At 61.2% G+C, this 19,806-nt stretch carries 20 protein-coding genes, 1 pseudogene and 1 riboswitch; of the genes and pseudogenes, 8 read left to right on the top strand and 13 right to left on the bottom strand.

The genetic code is table 11. From position 1 onward, the window contains the following. Positions 1 to 33: 33 nt before the first annotated feature. From benD to P3T40_RS27765, 4 genes are read right to left on the bottom strand one after another with little or no spacing between them, the layout of a single operon-like run. Positions 34 to 810, bottom strand: coding sequence for a benzoate diol dehydrogenase BenD (gene benD / locus P3T40_RS27780; RefSeq protein ID WP_429270920.1), 777 nt, complete (start codon positions 808 to 810; stop codon positions 34 to 36). Next, positions 807 to 1,829 carry a benzoate 1,2-dioxygenase electron transfer component BenC gene (benC, locus tag P3T40_RS27775; RefSeq protein ID WP_429270919.1) on the bottom strand — a complete coding sequence of 341 codons (1,023 nt, stop codon included), beginning with the start codon at positions 1,827 to 1,829 and terminating at the stop codon, positions 807 to 809. The genes benD and benC overlap by 4 nt, the downstream gene beginning before the upstream one ends. A gap of 39 nt (positions 1,830 to 1,868) precedes the next feature. Further along, a complete protein-coding gene (gene benB, locus P3T40_RS27770; RefSeq protein WP_429270918.1) occupies positions 1,869 to 2,357 on the bottom strand; it encodes a benzoate 1,2-dioxygenase small subunit in 489 nt (162 codons plus the stop codon). Next, positions 2,354 to 3,715, bottom strand: coding sequence for a Rieske 2Fe-2S domain-containing protein (locus P3T40_RS27765; RefSeq protein WP_429270917.1), 1,362 nt, complete (start codon positions 3,713 to 3,715; stop codon positions 2,354 to 2,356). Before P3T40_RS27765 ends, benB begins: the two co-directional genes overlap by 4 nt. A 176-nt stretch (positions 3,716 to 3,891) precedes the next feature. Here P3T40_RS27765 and P3T40_RS27760 point away from each other — a divergent pair, with 176 nt between their 5' ends. The 4 genes and pseudogenes from P3T40_RS27760 to P3T40_RS27745 all read left to right on the top strand — a co-directional run. Continuing rightward, on the top strand, positions 3,892 to 4,815 hold the full coding sequence (locus P3T40_RS27760; RefSeq protein ID WP_429270916.1) for a LysR family transcriptional regulator: 924 nt from the start codon (positions 3,892 to 3,894) through the stop codon (positions 4,813 to 4,815). A 207-nt stretch (positions 4,816 to 5,022) separates the two neighbouring features. After that, on the top strand, positions 5,023 to 5,835 hold the full coding sequence (locus tag P3T40_RS27755) for an AraC family transcriptional regulator (protein WP_429270915.1): 813 nt from the start codon (positions 5,023 to 5,025) through the stop codon (positions 5,833 to 5,835). 332 nt (positions 5,836 to 6,167) lie between these two features. After that, positions 6,168 to 7,118: a pyridoxal-phosphate dependent enzyme gene (locus tag P3T40_RS27750; RefSeq protein ID WP_429270914.1), complete on the top strand. Its 951-nt coding sequence runs from the start codon at positions 6,168 to 6,170 to the stop codon at positions 7,116 to 7,118. Continuing rightward, positions 7,081 to 7,224 (top strand): annotated as a pseudogene (locus tag P3T40_RS27745) (2-oxopent-4-enoate hydratase); the annotation flags it as partial. The gene P3T40_RS27750 and the pseudogene P3T40_RS27745, both read left to right, overlap by 38 nt. Positions 7,225 to 7,252: 28 nt before the next feature. Here the strand turns inward: P3T40_RS27745 and P3T40_RS27740 are convergent. The 4 genes from P3T40_RS27740 to P3T40_RS27725 all read right to left on the bottom strand — a co-directional run bounded on the left by P3T40_RS27740 (position 7,253) and on the right by P3T40_RS27725 (position 10,089). After that, positions 7,253 to 7,786 (bottom strand): cytochrome b, encoded by a 534-nt coding sequence (locus tag P3T40_RS27740; RefSeq protein ID WP_429270913.1) that lies wholly within the window; start codon positions 7,784 to 7,786, stop codon positions 7,253 to 7,255. Continuing rightward, on the bottom strand, positions 7,783 to 8,844 hold the full coding sequence (locus P3T40_RS27735) for a catalase family peroxidase (RefSeq protein ID WP_429270912.1): 1,062 nt from the start codon (positions 8,842 to 8,844) through the stop codon (positions 7,783 to 7,785). The genes P3T40_RS27740 and P3T40_RS27735 overlap by 4 nt, the downstream gene beginning before the upstream one ends. Before the next feature lie 222 nt (positions 8,845 to 9,066). Then, on the bottom strand, positions 9,067 to 9,531 hold the full coding sequence (locus P3T40_RS27730) for a hypothetical protein (protein ID WP_429270911.1): 465 nt from the start codon (positions 9,529 to 9,531) through the stop codon (positions 9,067 to 9,069). A 75-nt stretch (positions 9,532 to 9,606) separates the two neighbouring features. Beyond that, a complete protein-coding gene (locus P3T40_RS27725; RefSeq protein ID WP_429270910.1) occupies positions 9,607 to 10,089 on the bottom strand; it encodes an Lrp/AsnC family transcriptional regulator in 483 nt (160 codons plus the stop codon). A gap of 130 nt (positions 10,090 to 10,219) precedes the next feature. Here P3T40_RS27725 and P3T40_RS27720 point away from each other — a divergent pair, with 130 nt between their 5' ends. Then, positions 10,220 to 10,918: a cysteine dioxygenase gene (locus tag P3T40_RS27720; protein WP_429270909.1), complete on the top strand. Its 699-nt coding sequence runs from the start codon at positions 10,220 to 10,222 to the stop codon at positions 10,916 to 10,918. Between the two features lie 16 nt (positions 10,919 to 10,934). On the opposite strand, the gene P3T40_RS27715 is transcribed toward P3T40_RS27720, so the two are convergent. From P3T40_RS27715 to P3T40_RS27700, 4 genes are all read right to left on the bottom strand, one after another. Further along, a complete protein-coding gene (locus tag P3T40_RS27715; RefSeq protein ID WP_429270908.1) occupies positions 10,935 to 13,544 on the bottom strand; it encodes a mechanosensitive ion channel family protein in 2,610 nt (869 codons plus the stop codon). 159 nt (positions 13,545 to 13,703) lie between these two features. Further along, positions 13,704 to 14,351 carry an NAD(P)-dependent oxidoreductase gene (locus P3T40_RS27710; protein ID WP_429270907.1) on the bottom strand — a complete coding sequence of 216 codons (648 nt, stop codon included), beginning with the start codon at positions 14,349 to 14,351 and terminating at the stop codon, positions 13,704 to 13,706. A 239-nt stretch (positions 14,352 to 14,590) separates the two neighbouring features. Continuing rightward, positions 14,591 to 15,046 (bottom strand): Rrf2 family transcriptional regulator, encoded by a 456-nt coding sequence (locus P3T40_RS27705; RefSeq protein WP_429270906.1) that lies wholly within the window; start codon positions 15,044 to 15,046, stop codon positions 14,591 to 14,593. 126 nt (positions 15,047 to 15,172) lie between these two features. Next, the gene (locus tag P3T40_RS27700; protein WP_429270905.1) at positions 15,173 to 15,637 is read right to left on the bottom strand and encodes a hypothetical protein; all 465 of its coding nucleotides are present in this window, start codon (positions 15,635 to 15,637) and stop codon (positions 15,173 to 15,175) included. 243 nt (positions 15,638 to 15,880) lie between these two features. Between P3T40_RS27700 and P3T40_RS27695 the strand changes: the two genes are divergently transcribed. Continuing rightward, positions 15,881 to 16,462, top strand: a complete 582-nt coding sequence (locus P3T40_RS27695) for a DJ-1/PfpI family protein (RefSeq protein WP_429270904.1) — start codon at positions 15,881 to 15,883, stop codon at positions 16,460 to 16,462. Positions 16,463 to 16,667: 205 nt separating this feature from the next. After that, positions 16,668 to 16,994: a hypothetical protein gene (locus tag P3T40_RS27690; protein WP_429270903.1), complete on the top strand. Its 327-nt coding sequence runs from the start codon at positions 16,668 to 16,670 to the stop codon at positions 16,992 to 16,994. Here P3T40_RS27690 and P3T40_RS27685 read toward each other — a convergent pair. Next, positions 16,981 to 18,627, bottom strand: coding sequence for a sensor histidine kinase (locus P3T40_RS27685; protein ID WP_429270902.1), 1,647 nt, complete (start codon positions 18,625 to 18,627; stop codon positions 16,981 to 16,983). The genes P3T40_RS27690 and P3T40_RS27685 overlap by 14 nt on opposite strands. A gap of 226 nt (positions 18,628 to 18,853) precedes the next feature. Then, positions 18,854 to 18,917, top strand: a riboswitch (Fluoride riboswitch). Positions 18,918 to 18,990: 73 nt separating this feature from the next. Here P3T40_RS27685 and crcB point away from each other — a divergent pair. Beyond that, positions 18,991 to 19,371, top strand: coding sequence for a fluoride efflux transporter CrcB (gene crcB, locus P3T40_RS27680; protein WP_429270901.1), 381 nt, complete (start codon positions 18,991 to 18,993; stop codon positions 19,369 to 19,371). Positions 19,372 to 19,806: the final 435 nt, after the last annotated feature.

Below are 19,806 nucleotides of genomic sequence, written 5' to 3'. Positions count from 1 at the left end.
CCGCCTGCCCGACAGATAACCGCATGCACACCTTCAGCCTGTGTCGCCACCGGCAACTGGCAGCACCGTGCCGGTGATATAGCTGGCCTCGTCCGATGCGAGGAACAGAATGGGAGCGACCTGTTCGTCGATGCTGCCGTAGCGCTTGAAAAAGGTTGATTCGGTGACCTGCTTCACCGCATCGCCCATCCAGACTTTTTCCTGCTCGCTGTCGCCGGCCGTATTACGAGGGACGCGTCTGGGAGGTGCGTCGGTCCCGCCGGGTGCGGTGGCGACCACGCGGATATTGTGCTCTGCGTATTCCATCGCCAGTGACTGCGTCATCGCGTTGACACCGCCCTTGGCTGCGGAATACGGTACCCGGCGGATACCGCGCGTGGCATTCGATGAAATATTGACAATGGTTCCGCTGCCGCGCTTAAGCAGGTGCGGTAGCACCGAATGGCACGCGTACAGCGTGGGCATGAGCGACCGGCGAATTTCCGCGTCGATCTGTGCAGGTTCGAACTCGGCGAACGGACGCATGCGAATCGCGCCACCGACACCGTTGACCAGAATATCGATGCCGCCAAACTGTCGCACTGCAAAAGCCATCGCCGACGCCGCGCCTTCATACGTTTCGAGGTCGGCAACAAAGCCAACTGCTTCCGTGCCTTTCGCTTCGGTAGCAACTTCGGAGACGAAATCGGCGCGGTCCACGAACAGCACCTTGGCGCCTTCGACGGCCGCACGAAGCGCTACCGCGCGACCAATGCCCTGCGCTGCCCCGGTGACGACCATGACCTTGCCAGCAAATCGTTGCGTGCTCATGTGGTCCTCGGTGCTGCGTTAGGGGTGAACTTCTCGTAGTGGAAGCTGTTGGGTTTCACGCCGTTGTCGTCGAAGTACTTACGCACTGCATCGACCATCGGTGGCGGCCCGCACAGGTACACGTCTACATCGCCATCGTTCAACGCCTCGGCCGCGATGTGCTGCGTCACCCAACCCTTGCGGGGATGCGTCGAATCCGCATCGGCTACGACTGTGTCGTAGCTGAAACTCGGCAACTTCGCCGTGTACACATCGATTGCCTCGACCTGCACGAGGTCCAGGTCCCGGGTCACGCCATAAATCAGGTGGACCTTCTGCTGCGGATGAGCAAGCGCCAGCACCTCCAGCATCGACAGAAACGGCGCGAGACCCGTACCGCCAGCGAGGAACAGCAACGGCCGCTCCACGGCACGCAGATAGAAACTACCCAGTGGCCCGGTCAGTTCCACCTTGTTGCCAGGCTGTGCAGACTCGAGCCACGTGCTCATCACCCCACCAGGAATCTTCTTGATCAGAAAACTGATTCTTGAATTACGCGGCGCCGACGAAAAGGAATACGAACGATGCTGCGCGCTGCCGGGAACGTCAATGTTGACGTACTGACCCGGCAGGAATACCGGTGCCGTTGCATCCACGTCGAGTTCGAGCACGACGGCTGCATCGTTGTGCTGTTCGACCTTCGATACCGTCGCCGCAAACCTGCTCTGCTCGGTCTTGCACGCACTGGAAGATGCCGGCACGGCAATCACACAGTCACCTTGCGGCACCATCTGGCAGGTAAGGACGAGACCGCTCTTCTTCTCGTCGTCGCTCAGAGCGTCTTCGATATAGTCGTCGCCCAGATCGTAGCTGCCACTTTCGGCGCGACACTTGCAGGTGCCGCACACGCCATCGGAGCAATCCATAGGCAGGTTAATCCTGGCGCGAAAGGCAGCATCGAGCACCTTTTCGCCTGCCTTGCATTCGACGAAACGGGTCACGCCGTCCTCAAAATTCAGTGCAATGTTGTAGCCGGACATGTTGTCTCCTTCACTTCCAATCTCTTCCTGACACGCCAATCAAACGTGATAAACGTCGAGCACCTGGCGGATATAGTCGTTTTTCAGCACGATTCTCTTGCTGGAAATCAGCAGGTCATCATTGACCTTTCGCAAGGTGACGAACATCGTGCCGAAGAAATAGTCGGTGGTTTTGTAGCGGTGATTGAGCGTGTTGAAGTTGTAGCGCACGTCGACTTCATTGCCGCGTTCGGCCAGCACTTCCACATTCGTCACGTTGTGGCTAGTACGCGGTTCAGGCATCGAAGCACCACTGCGCTCGGTCTTGATGCGGAACACACGGTCTTCCAGGCCACCACGGTCCGGGTAATACATTAGCGAGATCTGGCTCTCGTGGTCATCGGTCAGTTGGTCGTCGTCATCCCACGCCGGCATCCAGTAGGTGACGTCCTCCGCATAGCAGGCCAACCATTCGTCCCATTGACGGTCGTCGAGCAGACGCGCTTCGCGGTACAGCGTGGCGCAGATTTTCGGGTAGTCAAAGCTCATGCCAGCGCCTCCTCTTGTTCCTTCTTCAGCGCGTCGCGCATGACTTGCACCCAGTATTCGTGCTGACACACAAAGAGGCCCTCGTCTTCGCTACGCTCGCCCGAAATCAGCGGCTTGAGACCCATGCTCTTCGCATTCTCGTCCGGCCCATCGACCCACAACGGCGCCCCGCGCGACAGGTCGTTCCACAACGCCGTGGTACCCGCATAGCCAGCCTGGCACGCGCGGAACTCTTCAAGGTCATCTGCGGTGCCCATTCCCGTAACGTTGAAGAAATCCTCGTACTGGCGAATACGCGTGGCGCGTTCGGCTGCGCTCTCGCCCTTTGGAGCAAAGCAGAAGATGGTGACTTCGGTCTTGTCTACGGCGAGCGGCCGTACCACGCGAATCTGGGTACTGAACTGATCCATCAGGAACACGTTCGGATACAGGCACAGGTTTCGAGTCTGGTTGACGATGAATTTCGCCTTTGCTTCGCCGACGCGTGCTTCTAGTTCTTCGCGGTACTGATAGACCGGTCGCACTTCCGGGTTCATCGTGTTGGTCCACAGCAGGATGTGACCGTGTTCGAACCCGTAAACGCCGGCTACCGACTTGCTCCAGCCATTCGCATCCAACGCCTTGGTGCCATCGACCTTGCGCCGATCCATCGTCGCGGCGTAGTTCCAGTGCACGGTGCTGACGTGGTAGCCGTCGCAGCCGTTCTCCATCTGCATCTTCCAGTTGCCGTCGTAGATGTATGAGGAGCTGCCGCGCAACACTTCCAGTCCGTCTGGGGCCTGGTCGACGATCTGGTCGATGATGACGCGGGTCTCGCCGAGGTAATCCTCGAGAGGCAGCACGTCTGCGTTGAGGCTGCCGAACAGGAAGCCGCGATAGCTCTGAAAACGCGCGACTTTTTTCAGATCATGCGACCCGCTGGTATTGAATTGCACCGGATATTCAGTGGTCTTCGCATCCTTCACTTTCAGCAGCTTGCCGGTATTGGAAAAACTCCAGCCGTGGAACGGACAGGTGAAGCTGCCTTTATTACCGTGCTTTCGTCTGCACAGCATCGCACCCTTGTGCGCGCAGGCGTTGATGACCGCGTGCAATTCACCGCTCTTGTCGCGGGTGACAACCACGGGCTGGCGGCCAATCCACGTGGTGTAGTAGTCGTTGTTGTTGGGAATCTGGCTTTCGTGCGCCAGGTACACCCAATTGCTCTCGAAGATGTGTTTCATCTCGAGCTCGAACAGATCGGCGTTGGTGAAGATGTCGCGGCGGCAACGGAATACACCGCTCTCTTTGTCGTCCTGAACAGCGGTATGCAGCAATTCATCCAGCTGCTGGGCTTTGTCGAACACCTTGATGCTCATGTCTGCTCCTAGTCTCTCTGTTTTCCGTGGGGGTTAACCCTCGATCTAACGCCAGCCCGGATATGCCTGAAAGGTATAATCGAGTGCTGAAACAGTGTGTGAAAGCAGAATAATGGACGCTGGAAAGCCCCGTCCAACACTGATTTGGTATTGGGCTATATCCTGGAGGTATCGAAATGGAACTGCGGCATCTTCGCTATTTCGTAGCGGTAGCCGAGGAACGCAATTTCACGCGCGCGGCGCAGCGACTGCATATGGCCCAGCCGCCTCTGAGTCGCCAGATACAACAACTGGAAGAGACGCTCGGCGTACAGCTATTCGAGCGCAACTCGCGCCCGTTGAAGCTGACGGAGACGGGCAAGTTCTTCTATTCCCATGCCGTGCAGTTGCTGGCTCAGACGGCCGAACTCGAATCCATGACGAGGCGCGTGGGCAACATCGAGCGCAGCCTCTCTGTCGGTTTTGTGGGTTCGACGTTGTACGGCATGCTGCCCAAAATCATCCGGCGCTTCCGCGATGAGAACACCACAGTCGAACTCAGCCTCCACGAGATGTCGACAATGGACCAGATCAGGGCGTTGAAAGATGGTCGGATTGATATCGGGTTTGGCCGTATACGACTCGAGGACGCGAGCATCCGCCGGGTGATTCTTCGCGAGGAGAAGATGATCGTTGCACTCCCAGAGGGCCATCCACTTTCCCTCGTCAAGCCGGTCCTCGCTCTTGCCGACCTGGTTAACGAGACGCTGATAATTTTCCCGAAGGCGCCGAGACCCAGTTATGCGGACCAGGTGCTTGCGGCTTTCCAGGACCGCGCTCTCAAGCCACGCCGGATATATGAGGTACGCGAACTGCAGATTGCACTCGGTCTCGTAGCAGCGGGGGAAGGAATTTCTGTCGTTCCGAGCAGTGTGTACGGCATGAAGCGAGACGATGTGAGCTACAAGGAGCTGGACGACCCCACTCTGGTATCACCGATCATCATGAGCATGCGCGCGCTCGACGAGTCGCGGGACATTCACGAGATGCTTGAGCTTGTCTACCGGCTGTACGACGAAGCAAAGATACCTCATGTACCCCGTACCGATTCGGCGCGGTAATGCCTGTTATGCCCAATTGATGCCGTGTCTTCGTCTGGTGGGACTAGATAGAAGCGGAGCCAAGGGGCGGCTGGTGTTTCTATGCTCAATTTTTTACAAGCGCATTTCGATGCGATGGATCACACTAGTGGCCCGCGAACGCGTCGAGTTGCGCCTCGGGGCGGCAGTTCGCTCCAAGGCGCAGGCAAAGCCCTGCAGGAGGCCCTGATGAAGGATCGCGTCGAGTACAAACGCAGCAAGGAGATCCCCGGTCTCGTGCTGAGCGAGGCGCGCTTTTCTGAGTTCCGTTTCGAACGTCACTACCATCTGGACTACCATATCGCGCTGGTGACCGAGGGTGTTCAGCGACAGGGATTCCATGGCGAAACGCTGCTACTCACGCCGGGCAGCATCCAGTTGATGCCGCCCGGTGAGGTGCATGACGGCAATAGCGCCGGGAATGAGTCTTACACACTCAAAACGTTTCGCCTCTCACCTCAACTACTGAACGGACTCGAGGAGGAAATCTCGGGGCAGGATCGTTTCCCCGCACTCGGTGGGGCGGTACTCCAGGACTCGTCGCTTTCCGGTCATCTGTCCCGGTTGCACGATGCACTGCGGACCACTCCGCCGGGATCCGAGTCCATGGAAATACAGTCCGGATGGCTGACATTACTTGGCCGCCTGTTTGCACAGGCGCGCATGGTCAAGCCGCAGTTTGTCAAAGGCACACTTACACCCGTACAGTGGCAACGAGTCAAAGAGTATTGCGATGTCCATCTGGCCGAAAAAATCACCCTCGAGGAGCTTGCCGCCCTTTGCAACCTTGAACGCTTCCATTTCCTCAAGCTTTTCAAGCAAACGGTCGGCATGACTCCACACGCCTGGATCGTACGGCTGAGGCTGGAGCGAGCCTGCTCCTTGCTCAGTCACACCGGCCGCTCTCTGACACAGGTGGCTCAGGAAGTCGGCTTCTACGATCAGAGCCACTTCAATCGGGCGTTCCGGCAAGCCTTTGGTGTATCCCCGTCGAAGTATTGACATTCCAGATCGCAGGCAGCAGCTAGTACATGCGCGGCATCGCATCCGCGCCGGGCGCCCGCCGACGCTTGAATCCCACCCGCGCAAAACCTCAATTTTTTACAAGCGGGACGGGCGTACGTCCTTTAACGTGGCGTCATGTCGGAAGTGAGTTGTCTTTCCCCGATTGTCACGCTGGACGAGTCGTCCATTTCCAACGCACGGCGACCCACGTCAACTGGACTTTGATGAAGCTGGACTACGACGAGAAATATGCATTGAGGAATACGAAATGACACAATTCGCCTACCGTTATCCAGCTTGGCTAACAACGTTACAGATGAACTCTTCTTATGACACTGCATATCGAAACACCGTTAATCAAATCCCGCGCGCTCTCACTCAAGACGGGCAGAACCGTTCTTCTGAAGCTCGAAGGGCTGCAACCGAGTGGTTCATTCAAGCTGCGAGGCGTTGGCTTCGCCTGCGAAGAACATAAGCGTCGCGGTGCGCGGCGCTTCGTCACCGCATCAGGCGGTAACGCGGGGTACGCGGTGGCCTACGCGGGCCGGGAGCTCGGCACTCCGGTGACGGTCGTCGTGCCGCAGACGACATCTGAGCGAGCCCGTGCCCTCATTCATGGCGAAGAAGCGGAGGTCGTGGTTCACGGGGCGTCGTTCGCTGAATCCAACGGCTATGCGCTTTCGATTCTGAGGGATGGCGACGCGTACCTCCCCGCGTTCGACGATCCCCTGTTGTGGGAAGGCCACGCGACGATGGTTGACGAGATCGCCCGCCAAACCGCGCGCCCTGACCTGCTAGTTTGCTCAGTCGGCGGTGGCGGCCTGCTTGCAGGCGTCGTTGAAGGACTGCGACGGGTCGGCTGGAGCGATATCCCGGTGTTGGCAGTCGAGACCGACGGCGCCGCCTCCTACAATGAGGCGCTCAAGGCTGGCGAGCCGGTCGCTCTGGCAAAAATCCAGTCCGTGGCCACATCGCTTGGCGCCAACAAGGTAGCCGCACGCATCGTGACGCTCGCTAAGGAACATCCGATCCGGAACTGCCTCGTGACCGACGCTGAAGCGATTCAAGGCAGCGTGACCCTGCTCGAAGAGCATCGCCTTCTGACCGAGCCGGCATGCGGTGCATCGGTGGCGGCGCTCGCGCGGGTTCCCGAGTATTTCCCGGACGCACAGCGTATCGTAGTGATTGCCTGCGGTGGCGTAGGCACGACAAGCCAGCAATTGCTGGAGTGGTCCGATTCTTACGTTAGGCGAACTGAACGAGCCATTGAAGGCAGGTGAAGTGGTGCTGTCTGGATCGCTGGCGGCAATGGTTCCCGTCGCAGCCGGCGACAGCCTCAATGTTTCCATTGACGACATCGGCGGCTGCTCGGTGCGATTCGTTTGACCGCGTGAGACGCGTCCGTCTTACCCCTTCACCGCCAGGGCGCCATCGCCTGGAAGACACCGTCACGCCTGACTAGCGCGTGCAAAAGTGCCGCCGCCAGATGGACCACGATCAGCGCAAAGAAACACAGCGCGAGCGCCCTATGCGCGTTCCACAGCAGCGTGTGCAAACCGTTGCTATGCGGCAGGATGTGCGGCAAATTTATCCCGAACACCACAACCGGATAGTCCGCAGCCGACAGCATGCCCCATCCGATCAGCGGAAGCCCAATCATCAGTAGATAGAACGCCAGATGCGACAGGTGAGCGGCGAGTTTCATCGGCTCCGGCATCGACGCCGGCAGCGGCGGCGCGCCGCGCGTCAGCCTGACCACGAGGCGAATCAGCGCCAGCACGAGTATCACGATACCCAGCGGCTTGTGGATGGACACCAGCGAAAGATAATCCGGGCGCACGGTGGACACCATCCCGACACCGATGAACAGCATCGCCAGAATGCAAATCGCCATCAGCCAGTGAAGCGCGCGCTGCAGCGGTGTAAAGCGATCGTGGGTCGGGGTCATTGCGTAGCTCCTCCCGCCGGATGGTGCGGATAGTCCTTATCCTCAGCGGTCCGTCGGTTGAACGAGACGGAATAGGCGGCTGAGCGCGCGGCGGGAAACGGATCGTCCGAGACTTGCATGCCGGGCGGCAAGACAGTGGGATCGAAGTTGAGATCGCGACACGGCCCGTCAACCTCGGGTTCGATGGCGTTGACCACCAGCGTGCCCGCCTCCACTTTGCGTCGATCCGCCGGCCACGCTTTGGTGGGGTCGGCGGTCGGGTCACCGGGATTGGCAACCGTGACGACCAGCGTCCATTTTTGCGGCCCGCTTTGCACGCGCTGCGTGATATCCGCGTCGAGGAAGTCGTCGCCACGCGCCTTCAACTGGTCGGGGGTGACGGCCTCGGGCTGCGCGGCGGGCACGAAGGACCAGCGCACGGCCTGATCCTGTCCCTCGGCATTGGTGAAGATGAAGCTGTTGAGGCTGTTGTACTGCTCCTGCGCGAACGAGGCCGTCCACGGCGCACTGCCGGCCCACGCCGCAAACGCCCCGAATTCTGGATGCGCGGCAATAAAATTCTTCATGGCGTCCGGATCGCTCTTGTCGGCCGCGGCCTTAAGCAGAGCGTAGAAGGCCTGCGGCGTGGAGACCGCGAAGATGGGAGCGTCGATCATCGCCGAGCGCCATTCGCTCCCATCCGGCGCGACGATGCGCAGGCCGAGACCTCGGACCCGAACCGTGGCGTCCGGCGCTTTGGGGTCCGCTGTAGCGAGATTGAAACGTCCCGTGACGGGATAGGAGCCCGCCGCGAACATCGGCGCCTTGGACAGGGCCGCAGCCGCGCCATTCGATTCGAAGCTGCCGGTAAAGCAGATGCCCTTGGCGTGATTGCGCCGGAAGCCGAGAGCCGGGCCGCCCGGCGGCGCCAGAGCGTTGACGATCTTTGCCGGCGTCAGACGGCCCGGCGAGAGCCAGCCGGCCGTAAAGGCAAAGGCCGCGACCAGCGCGACCACGACGACTGCAATCAGGACCAGCGAACGGAATGTGGACGTGCTGGAAGTCGGTCTGTCGGCCATCGATCTCTCCCGATCAACGATTCGGCTGAGTAGAAATCTAGCAGGGTGGCGACAATAGTGCCATTGATCCGCGGACCGTGCTTGGTCCCCGCCTGGCGTGGCAACCCGGGGACCAGGTGCGAGCAGCCGGCCCTGTTCAGGCGTATCCGGTGTCCGAACTTCAGACGGCGAGCACGCGGCCCCACGTCCCGCTGGTGATGCACACGGCAGAGCAACGGGTCATTAGCGCTTAAAAGACTCCGCAATACATTCGGTTGCTTTCTCATGCACCAGGTCGGCCGTCGCATCACCGAGTCCATACGTGCCGCGACTGTTATTCCCGACCAGATTACCTGTCACCACGACCCCGGAAAATTCCACTTTGCGTCCCGCGACATTGCAGCGAATCGAGAACTGCGGATTCGAGATGCCTGCGCCACGCGAATCGAAGCGGCTCGCGCCGGACAGGTAAATATTCAAGATGATCCCCGGCTTGTCATCGGTCTTGACCTGAAAATCGTGACCACGATCTTTCAGATGTTTTCCGATACGCTCAAGCACCGGCTGAGCTGTTCCGCTGCAAAATTTTGAAAAATCCGCGAGAAACTGGTTATCTTCTGACTCCCTGGTTTGTGCCGCTCTGGCAATAGCCGCCAGATGTTGGTCATACGCATCCAGCACCGCGTCAAGTTTGTCGAAAGTACTCATCCAAACCTCCGAATTAATCATTGACGCTAGTGTGCGCGCTTTAGGGCGGCACCGCTCCGCAATTTCGTCGGCAACTCACCGCCCTTCCGCCACCGCCGACGCCCGCACCGGCAACGCCGTCGAATATTTAATCTGCTCCATCGCAAAGCTCGAGCTCACGTCATAAAGCGGCACAGCAGCGATCAATAGTTTGTAGACCCGATCGTAGTCGTCGATATCCGAGACGACTACGCGCAGCAGATAATCGGTCTCGCCGCTCATCCGATAAACCTCCACCACCTCGGGAATGTCCTGCACGGCACGCGTGAACGTGGCCGCCCACGTTTCCGTGTGCTGATTGGTCCGCACCGCGACGAACACGGTCGTGCCCACGCCGAGCTTGCGCGGGTCGCACAGCGCCACCTGGGCGCGGATCACACCCGTTTCCTTGAGCCGCTGCAGCCGCTTCCAGCACGGCGTCTGTGAGAGGTTCACACGCTGCGCCAACTCTGCGATCGGCATGGTCGCGTCTTCCTGAAGCAGCTCCAGCAGCTTCCGATCGATGATATCCATTCCCATGAGCACCCCCAGATAGAAAATTATTCTACTTTTACGTGACTGAGGGGAATTATATGAAAACTCTTTCTCCGCGCAAACCGGTATAAATATTCCTGTCCAATAACCGAATCCAAGCGCCTGCGCCGCCATCATGAGCCACGATATTTCCCTGTCTGCCGTCGACCGCTCCACGACCCCGCACCCGCATTTTTCGATGCCGAATGAGGCCCCACGGGCCTCGGGTACGTCAGCGCCAGCCACAGCCGCCACACCGAAGCGCACCAGCCAGTCGCTCGCGCGCCTGTGCGACGCGCTGGATGCCGCCTTCGAGCAATCCGCCGGTGCCATCGCCCCGTCGCAACGCGCGGCCTTCGCACTCGGCGTCAGGACGGCGCTTGCCGAAGCGGCCGCTGATCCGGCGCTGCTCGCGCCGGCGCAACGTGAGGGGTCGACCGAGTCGTACCGGCGCCATCTGCTCGCCGCCGATCCACACGGCCGCTATGCCATCGCCGCGCTGGTCTGGATGCCGGGCCAGGCGAGCCCCGTGCATGCTCATCGGACATGGTGCGGCTATGCGGTGCTGGACGGCACCTTGTCGGAAACGGTGTATGACTGGAACGAGGCGCAGCAACTTGCGATCGAGACGCGGTCCCATCCGCGCGCAAGCGGCGCCGTGTCGTTCGTGCGCGCCGGCCGCAGCGGCATCCATCAGCTTGGCAACGCGAGCGACGCGCCGGCCGTCTCGCTCCATATCTACGGTGTCGAAGGTACACAGATCGCCACCCACGTGAACGATCTGCTTAAGGTCGCCGATCACGCACAATCTGTCGCGGAAGCGGCCGTCGCCTGAGACGGCAGACGCGCGCCTAGCTTTTGCCTGCTTCGCCGGCAGTGGGAATCTGCGGCGCAACCGGCGCGGGTCCAGTTGATGGCGGCGCCGGACGCGGCTCGTGAGAAACGTCGCGGGCCACGGACAAACCGGCCGGACGTGCGCCTCCCGCCCCGCCATGCGGCACGTGACCTTGCTCAGGGGCATGCGCATGCACCGGCACTTCATCATCCGGCAGCGGTTGCCCCTCGTTATCCTTTGACGACGTGAATATCCGCATTTGCGGCACCGGAATCTCAATACCGGCTTCGTCCATCTTGCGCTTCAATCGCAGGTTAAAGGCTCGCGCCACGCTCCACTGCTGCAGCGGCCGCGTCTTGATCTGCCCTTTCACGACCATCCAGTTCGGATCGAAGCGGTCGAGTCCCCACACCTCGATCGGGCCCAGCATTTCACGCCGGTAGCGGAAATCGGCCATCAGATCGGCACCCACCTCGCGAATCAGTTGGGTCACCTGATCGACGTCCGCGGAAAAGCCCATGCGCACTTCGAATACTGCGTAAGCAAAATCGCGCGACAGGTTCTTCACGATCTTGATCTGCGAAAACGGAATGGCGTGGATCGCGCCCTGCCCGTCACGCAGCCGCACGGTACGGATCGACAGATGCTCGACCGTGCCCGCATGGCCACCGTCGACGTCGATCCAGTCGCCCACCGAGATGGTGTCCTCGATGATGATGAACAGGCCCGTGATCAGGTCGGTGACGAGCGACTGTGCACCGAAGCCGATTGCAAGACCGATCACCCCCGCACCGGCGAGCAGCGGCGTCACATTGATGCCGAGGTTCGCCGCGGTCACGATGCCCGCAATCGTCACAAGCGTCACGAACAGCGCATTGCGCACGAGCGGCAACATGGTGCGGGCGCGCGTGCTTGCGTTGCGCGATTTGCTGCGTGCACCACTAGGGGTGAGCGCCTCTTTGATCGCCGTATCGACCAGAATCCACAGCAGCCAGGCGATGAACCAGGTGGTGAGAATCGCCATGATCGCATGCGCGATGCCACGCGCCGCGACGTTTTCCTCGATCACGCTCGCGAGCGACACGCCCCACAGTCGCGCCGCCAGCTCGAAAAAGCCGAGCCAGATGAACAGCGTCACCAGCGTTCCCACGAATTGCAGCAGTCTCCTCAGATAAGGCGAGCGGCGGTGCCTGCGGATATCGCGCGGCCGCGTCACGCGCAGCACGATGGCCGACAGGAAGAATGCCAGCACCAGGAAGAGCGCGGTCACCACTGAGATCTGCAGCACGTTCTCGTTCGAACCCGAACCGCCGATCGTGGCAATCACCGAAGCGCTTGCCAGCAGAAGCACCGGCACATGCCAGAGCGAGGCGAGCACCTCGAAGGCATCGGTTGCGGCCTTATGCTGGTGCCGCGGCTCGTAGGCCCGATTGCGGATCAGGTGCGCGATGGGCCGGCGAAACGCCAGCGCGAAATAGGCAGTCAGGACGGCGGCCACCATGTTCGCTACCGTCGATATTAGCTCGGCCAGATTTGGACCGAGTTGATGCTCGACATCGTAGTTCACCGCGGCATCGCCCAGCGCGGCGCACACGCCAATCGCAAACAGCAGTCGGCGCGCATGCTCGAGCAGCACGCGCACCGCCACGCGCCGGTGGCCCGAGCCGAACAGCGAAAACATGATGAGACAGATCGCGGAAAACACCGCACCGGCGACGATCGCATAGGCCACCACCATCCCGAGCGTGCGGCCGAGCGAGTCGGGCATGGCCCGCGCGAACACCAGCGCAGCCAGAAACGCGATGATCCACGGGCCGGCCCGCCGCAGCGTGAAGATCAGCAGTTCACCGCTGGACGGATTCGGTTTGAGTTCGAACACCACGCGGTAACGTGCGTGCAGCCGGCGTTGCACGTAGATCAAGGCCCACGCGCATAGGCCCCAGCCGGCCAGCATCGCTGCCATGTCGAGCAGGATCTTGCCGAGACTCTCAGGCCCCTGACTCGTGACAATCGTGAAGAGCTCGTTGCCGGCTGCATTGAAGCGCCCGGCCCAATAACGCAGCGGCGTGCGGCCCTGATGCATGCCGGACTCGAACGAAGCGATCCCCGACGCGATTGCGCCCAGCAAACCGGGGCTCGGCTGCGCAGGCGGCGCCGGCGCGACAGTGCGGCTCACGTCGCGCAGTTTCTTGAGCTGGGCGACGAGCGCCGTACGCTGGCGATCGTTATCGAGCGTCGAGATCACGCTGTCGAGCGAGTGGGCGAGTTCCGCCTGGCTCGCCGGCGACGGCGCGGATGCCGCTTCGGCGGCCGATGCGGCATCGGACGCGGGCGTTACCGTCGCGCTGTTGATCAGACTCTGCAACGCCGGGATCACCGGTGTCGCCGGGCCGGCCACCACCGGGCCGGCCGCATGGGCGAGCCTCGGTACCGATGCGAAGCACGCCAGCACGATCAGCCATACGCACAGCGGCCAGGCAAGCCCCCACGGCCGCGCGCGCACAGCATGGCTATGACGGGGGTCAGAATCCAGATGACGGGGAAAATGTAAGGCAGTACGAAACGCCGGTGGCCCGCCGGTAGACGGCGCAGCCCCAGACTCACACCGCTTTTGGCGTGACTTCATGGCAATCCGTAGCAAAAACGGGAGACGCCAAGTGTAGCCGCACTTGCCGCCTCGGCGCGTGTACATGCGTAACGGAATGTTAGGACACTTGCGCGTCCTGGTGGGATGTGACGACCCGCTGCGCCCTGCAGCGGGCCAATCCACGTCGATCCGCCCCGATCAGTACGCGGCCGTCGCGATCTCACGGATGAAACGGCCCTGCTCCAGTTCGTCGACAAACGCGACAGCATAGTCTTCCACGGAAATGTGGCTGTTGCCGCTGACGTCGGCCAGCAGCGTATCGGCGCCCGTACGAAACACGCCCGTGCGCTCGCCCGGGGCGATCACTGCAGCGGGTGCAAAGACGGTCCAGTCGAGATCGCTCAGCGTGCGGTAAAACGTGAAAGCGTCGCGGTGTGCCAGCGCCACCGCCTTATAAGCGTCCGGAAAGCCTTCTGAGTCGACCAGTTGCGTGCCCGGTGCCACTTCCAGCGAGCCCGCACCACCCACCACCACCAGGCGCTTCAGGCCCGCCGCACGCACACCTTCCACCAGCGTGCGGGTCGCCGTCACGACAATACCTGCGTCTTCGCGCGGCGGCGCGTAGGCGCTCGCCACCACGTCATGTCCGCGCACGGCTGCGGCGACGCTGGTGGCGTCGAGCAGATCGGCCTGCGCTGCCTTCAGATTGGCGACGTCCGTCGGCACGCGCTCGGGATTGCGCGCCAGCGCCGTTACCTGATGGCCGCGACGCGCCGCCTCCACTGCAATCCGCGAACCTATCATGCCCGTTGCACCAAATAGCGCGATCTTCAATACCTTGCTCATTTCCGAATGCTCCTGTGATTAGCTTATATGTAACTATGTTGATTACATATAACGTCGAAAAAAGAGGGGCTCAGCCCCCGCTCGTCCTCTTCGTACCTCTTTGCAACTGTTTGTACCTCTTGATACCTGCTTGTCTGCTTACCTGTTCTGTTTATACCTGCTCTCACGGCTTCTGTTTCTTCATCCCCAGCGGCTCTCCGATTGAAGCAGCGTACACCGGCTGCATGATCATCGCCACCCTATCCTGCCTGGCGACGCTTGCGTTCGCGCTGGCGTTCGGCCTTGACCAGCTCACCGGTGGCATCTGCAAGCGTGCGGCCTGCGAGCGACGCCTCCATGGCCTGCTGCGCCTCACTAATGATGCCGCGCAGCACAACCTGAATATTGCGCCCCACCATGCACGCCGGATTCGGCTCCTCGCGATGCAGCGCGAATAGCTGCGCATCGTCGACGGCGCGGTACACCTCCAGTAGCGTGATCTGCTCAGCCGGCCGCGCTAGCAGCGCGCCACCGCCCGCGCCGAGTTGCGACGTGGTAAGGCCTGCGTCCGCCAGCATCGTCAGGAGACGGCGGATCAGTGCGGGATTGGTATTCACGCTGCCTGCGATCATGTCCGACGAAAGCGGCACGCCTTCTTGCAGCGACAACAACGCCAGAACATGAACCGCAAAGGCAAACCGGCTACTCGTATTCAAAACGCACCTGCCCGGCGACAACAATGTGTAACCATAGTAATTACATTTAATCGCGCTGTCAAACCTGCGTCATTGCACGCGGTTTGACGCACCCCAGTTGCACAGCTGCCGCACGAACCCTCGGCGTCATTTGTCCATCTGCTTTTGTGCGTCGCTGCTGTCGCTATCGCTCTGGCTCGACGCAGCGGATGCGGACGAAGCCGCCGTCGTATCCGACCATTGCTGCAGCTTGCGCCCCGCTGTTTGCAGGCCGGCGCCGGTCAGCGACGCCGCCTTGTCGAGCTCCGCGCTGGTCGCGCTGGCAGCGCTCTGCAGATTGGCTTGCGCGCCCGATGCGAGCGCAGACGGATCGACGGTGATGGTCGGCGTAGAAGACGCCGATTCGATGTTCTGCTTCGCTGTGTCGACCTGCTGGCCGACGTAGCTCGCAGCCTGGTTGAGCGACTGCCCCGCTTGTTGCGCGGCATCATCCATCTTGCCGGCAAGCTGGCCTGCCGAGGCGTCATTTTTCTGGCACGCGGCCAGCGCGCCAAGCAGGATCCCGGCGAAGACAAGGCGGCGGACGAGAGGACGGTGGTTGAATGAAGTCATTATGGAATCTGAGCCGCGGCAAGCGGCTTCCGCATACGTAAACAAGGCCATGATACGCCCTGGCGCTGCCCAGCCTGCACTTCAGGCACGCAGACACCTCGGCAGGCGACACCGCATGCAGCGCAAACGCGCGCAGATACAGACGCCGGCGCTTGACGAGTCGTTCGTCGCTCTACTGTCAAACGCGTTGGAGTAGACTCGCTGAACGTTCGACGTGTTCCGCAGTTCAACAGGAGGCATACGATGGCAGCAAAGAAGATTCTGTTCCTGACCGGCGATTTCGCCGAGGATTACGAAACAATGGTGCCCTTTCAGGCACTGCAGGCCGTCGGCCATGTGGTCGACGCGGTGTGCCCCGGCAAGTCAGCCGGCGAGCGCATCAAGACGGCCATTCACGATTTCGAAGGTGACCAGACCTACACGGAAAAGCCCGGCCACCAGTTCACCCTGAACGCGACCTTCGACGACGTCGACCCCGGCCAATACGACGCGCTGGCGATTGCCGGCGGCCGCGCGCCCGAATATCTGCGCCTGAACCAGAAGGTGATCGATATCGTGCGCCAGTTCGCGGAACAGCGTAAGCCGATCGCCGCAATCTGCCATGCGGCCCAACTGCTGGCCGCTGCCGACGTGATCCGCGGCAAGCGAATTTCCGCGTATCCTGCCTGCGCGCCGGAAGTGAAGCTCGCGGGCGGCGAGTATGCCGACATTCCGGTGGACGCGGCCATTACCGATGCCAACTTCGTCACCGCGCCCGCCTGGCCGGCGCATCCTGAATGGCTGCGGCAATTCCTCGTGGTGCTCGGCACGCGTATCGAGCTCTGAGCTTGCCTCACACGTCGGGTCGCCGCGCAGGCGCCCGACGCATCGTCTTTCTTCCAGCATCCACGCACCAGAAAACGCGTCAACGCAGGCGCGTTTGCGCGCATTTTCCTGTCCCATCTCATGCCCTACTGCATTTGAGACTAGTCCGATAGTTCTTAGAGAACGGCTTTCCTATAGTCGACGGTTGACTTTGGAGCACCTTTCGATGGAACTGACAGACTGGATCGTCATTCTCGCGATCACACTCATGGCGATCGCTTTCTTTTGCAGCCGCGCACCGGCCCGCTGGTCACTTGAAAACCGCGCGCGCCGCTTCACCGGCACCCGCCTGCTCGTGCAGGCTGCCTTCTCACTGTGGGCTGCATTGCTGATTCTGGTACGCGGCCTGTTCGCGCTGGACGGCCTGCTTGGTATGCGGCCCGCGCCGCACACGGTTATTGTGGGTGCGGCCATCCTGGTCGCATTCGGCTGCTACTGGTCGATTCGCGCCAGCAAACTGCTGAAGCCGCGCCGGCTCTTCACCGCGTACTAAGGCCTGGCGCACCCAGCGCCAGCATCTCGGGCTCTTCGTGCGACGCACGAAGCTCCGCTTCCGGCAGCGAGAAATAGAACGTCGTGCCGACCCCTTCGGTCGACTCCGCCCAGACGCGGCCACCATGCCGCTCCACCACGCGGCGCACCAGCGCCAACCCGATCCCCTCGCCCGTTGCGACGTTGCCGTGTAAGCGCTGAAACGCGCTGAAGAGACGCGGAATGGCGATAGCCGGAACGCCGAGCCCGTTGTCTTTCACATAGAAGATGCGTAACGATTGAACGCCGGGCGGCGCCGGCGTCGTACCGATTTCGACACGCCCGTCGCGCGACGCATCGAGATAGTTGATCGCATTGCCCACCAGATTCGCGAACACCTGCTCGAGCGCAGTCGGATCGCCCCACACCGACGGCAGATCGTGGACGACCACGCGTGCCCGGCGCGCCCGGATCGACACCTGCATCGCATCGATCACACGCTGGACGATGTCGCGCACATGCACCTGCTGGCGGCGGTACTCGACGCGGCCGACGCGCGAGAGCCGCAACAGCGCGTCGATGATGTGCGACGCGCGCAGCACCGCGGTTTGCAGATAATGCAACGCCTCGCCGATATCCTCGTCGACCAGTTGCTCGATATGTTGCCGCCGTGCCGCCGTGAGCGACGACTGCCGGACCGCTGCGCGCAGGTCGTCGCAAGCATGAATCAGTTCCTTCGAGAATCCCTGCAGGTTGACGAGCGGCGCGCGCAGATCGTGCGACACGCTGTAGATGAACATCTCGTTTTCCTGGGTCTGCTGACGCAGCGTCTCGTTGATGGCCGCCAATTCATTCGCGCGGCGCGCGAGATCGGACTGGAAACGAGCCTGGATGCGCTCCGCCTCGAGCAGGCGGCGGCTCGTCTCGTGCAGCGTCTGATCGAGCCGGGCGATTTCATCGGAGCCGCGGTCGATCGGCGCGAGCGGTTCATTGCTGGCGAGCCGTACGGCGTTGTCGGAGAGCAGCGCCAGCCGCCCACGCACGCCGCGCGTAAAAAGCCACACGGCCAGCGCGACAAACAGTAGCGAACCCAGCACGGCGGCCACCACCAGAATCTGCTGCCGCTCGCGCGCAGCCTCGGCCTCGGTGGAACGTTGCGTGTCGAGGAGTCGCTCCTCGTTCTGGAATGCCGCGATCTGGGCACGGAAACGGTCGAGCACGTCGGTACTCGCCAGCTCGCTGAACCGTTCGATGACGTCGCGCCGGCGCCCGGAATGCAACAGGTCCTGCACGCGGTCCGACCATTGCCGGTACGCCTGCACGGATTGGCGGATCTGCACCGCGCGTTCCACCTGCACAGGGTTGTCGGCCACCAGATCGGCCAACTGGTCGATGCGCCGGTCGATGTCCATCCACAGCGCCACGGGCGTCGTGACGTCGGCGTCGTTGCTGAGCACTGCGCCGCGCAGACGCACCGAGTCGAGCAGCACCGGCTCCAGAATCGCCGTGGTCTGGCGCAGCACATCCTCGCTGTGGGTCGCCCAGCGCTCAGCCTGCGCGGCATCCACCTGTGCCTTGACCAGCCCCGAAAGGAGAGCGAGCTCAAACACGGCAGGAATCGCGATCAGCAACAGCCCTTTGGTTGTCAGTCTCATGCGTACGCGAAGGAGTTCAGGAGCCCGGCAGGCCGCGCAGGGGACAGTACATTATGTCGGCGTTTGCCCTCGATGACAAAGGCTGTCAGCGTGGCGAGCTGCCCGGCGGCATGGTATCGCTCACTCCGCGCCCGGTGCGTCGACACGCCCCATGCGTGCCGCATTGGCCGGCCCCGCACCCTCGGCGCCACCCCACCTGTCCCCGCATGCTGCGTCGATGATAAAATCGCCCGTTGGAGATGGCATTCTCCTTTAACCGCCCGTGTAGGGCTGATGATGCCTGCATGCCCGGATGATTGCGGACACAACGTATCTGCGCTCACCCCGGTTTGTCGACCTTGCGACCTGGCCAGGCGTCCTTCCATGTATTTATCTATTCTTGCAGTGGGTATTGGCGGTGCATTGGGTTCACTGTTCCGCTGGTTTCTCGGTATCCGTCTGAACGGGGTGTTCCCCGCCCTGCCGCTTGGCACCCTTGCCGCCAACATAATCGCTGGTTACGTGATCGGGGTCGCCGTGGCGTTTTTTGCCCGCTTGCCGGAGCTCGCGCCTGAATGGCGACTGTTCGTCATTACCGGTCTGATGGGTGGCCTGTCCACGTTTTCCACCTTCTCTGCCGAAGTCGTGCAGCGCTTGCAGGAAGGCCGTCTCGGCTGGGCCGCAGGTGAAATTGCCATCCACGTATCGACTTCGCTGATCATGACGGTGCTTGGAATTGCAACCGTATCGCTCGTGTCGCGCTAATCCATAGGAAGCTATTTCTTACGTTTCGTTAGGATCTGGGCTTCCTGGCGGCTGGGCACTTAACCGCGCCCGCACCCTTTTGAGAGTCGACCGGCTCCAACTTCACCGCAAGTCGCGCAACCTTCCCGTCCCGCTCCAAGCCGCGGAAATAGTAATAATTTCCTTCGCGCTTTACCCGTTGTGCTAACGACTTGTTGCACCCGCAATTCGACATGATTGAGTAACGAATCATGGTGTCGGGTTATTCCATTCGTCTAAAAAAATTTAATCCTGTCAAATTTTTTTGAATACGGCATTGTGCGGTCATCGTTTCTTAAGACTCGGATGGCAAGCGTCTTGCAAGATCTTGTCAGCAAGTAAAGGCGACGACGTGGCGCAATAAGCAACGACATGCAAATCGAAAAGTAAACGTAATTATTTTGTTAAGGATACCTA

Origin of the sequence: Paraburkholderia sp. EB58, from assembly GCF_050436665.1 — a bacterium.
Classification (GTDB): domain Bacteria; phylum Pseudomonadota; class Gammaproteobacteria; order Burkholderiales; family Burkholderiaceae; genus Paraburkholderia.
The sequence above is the reverse complement of the archived record's forward strand: the minus strand, read 5'-3'. Positions and strand labels throughout refer to the sequence as shown.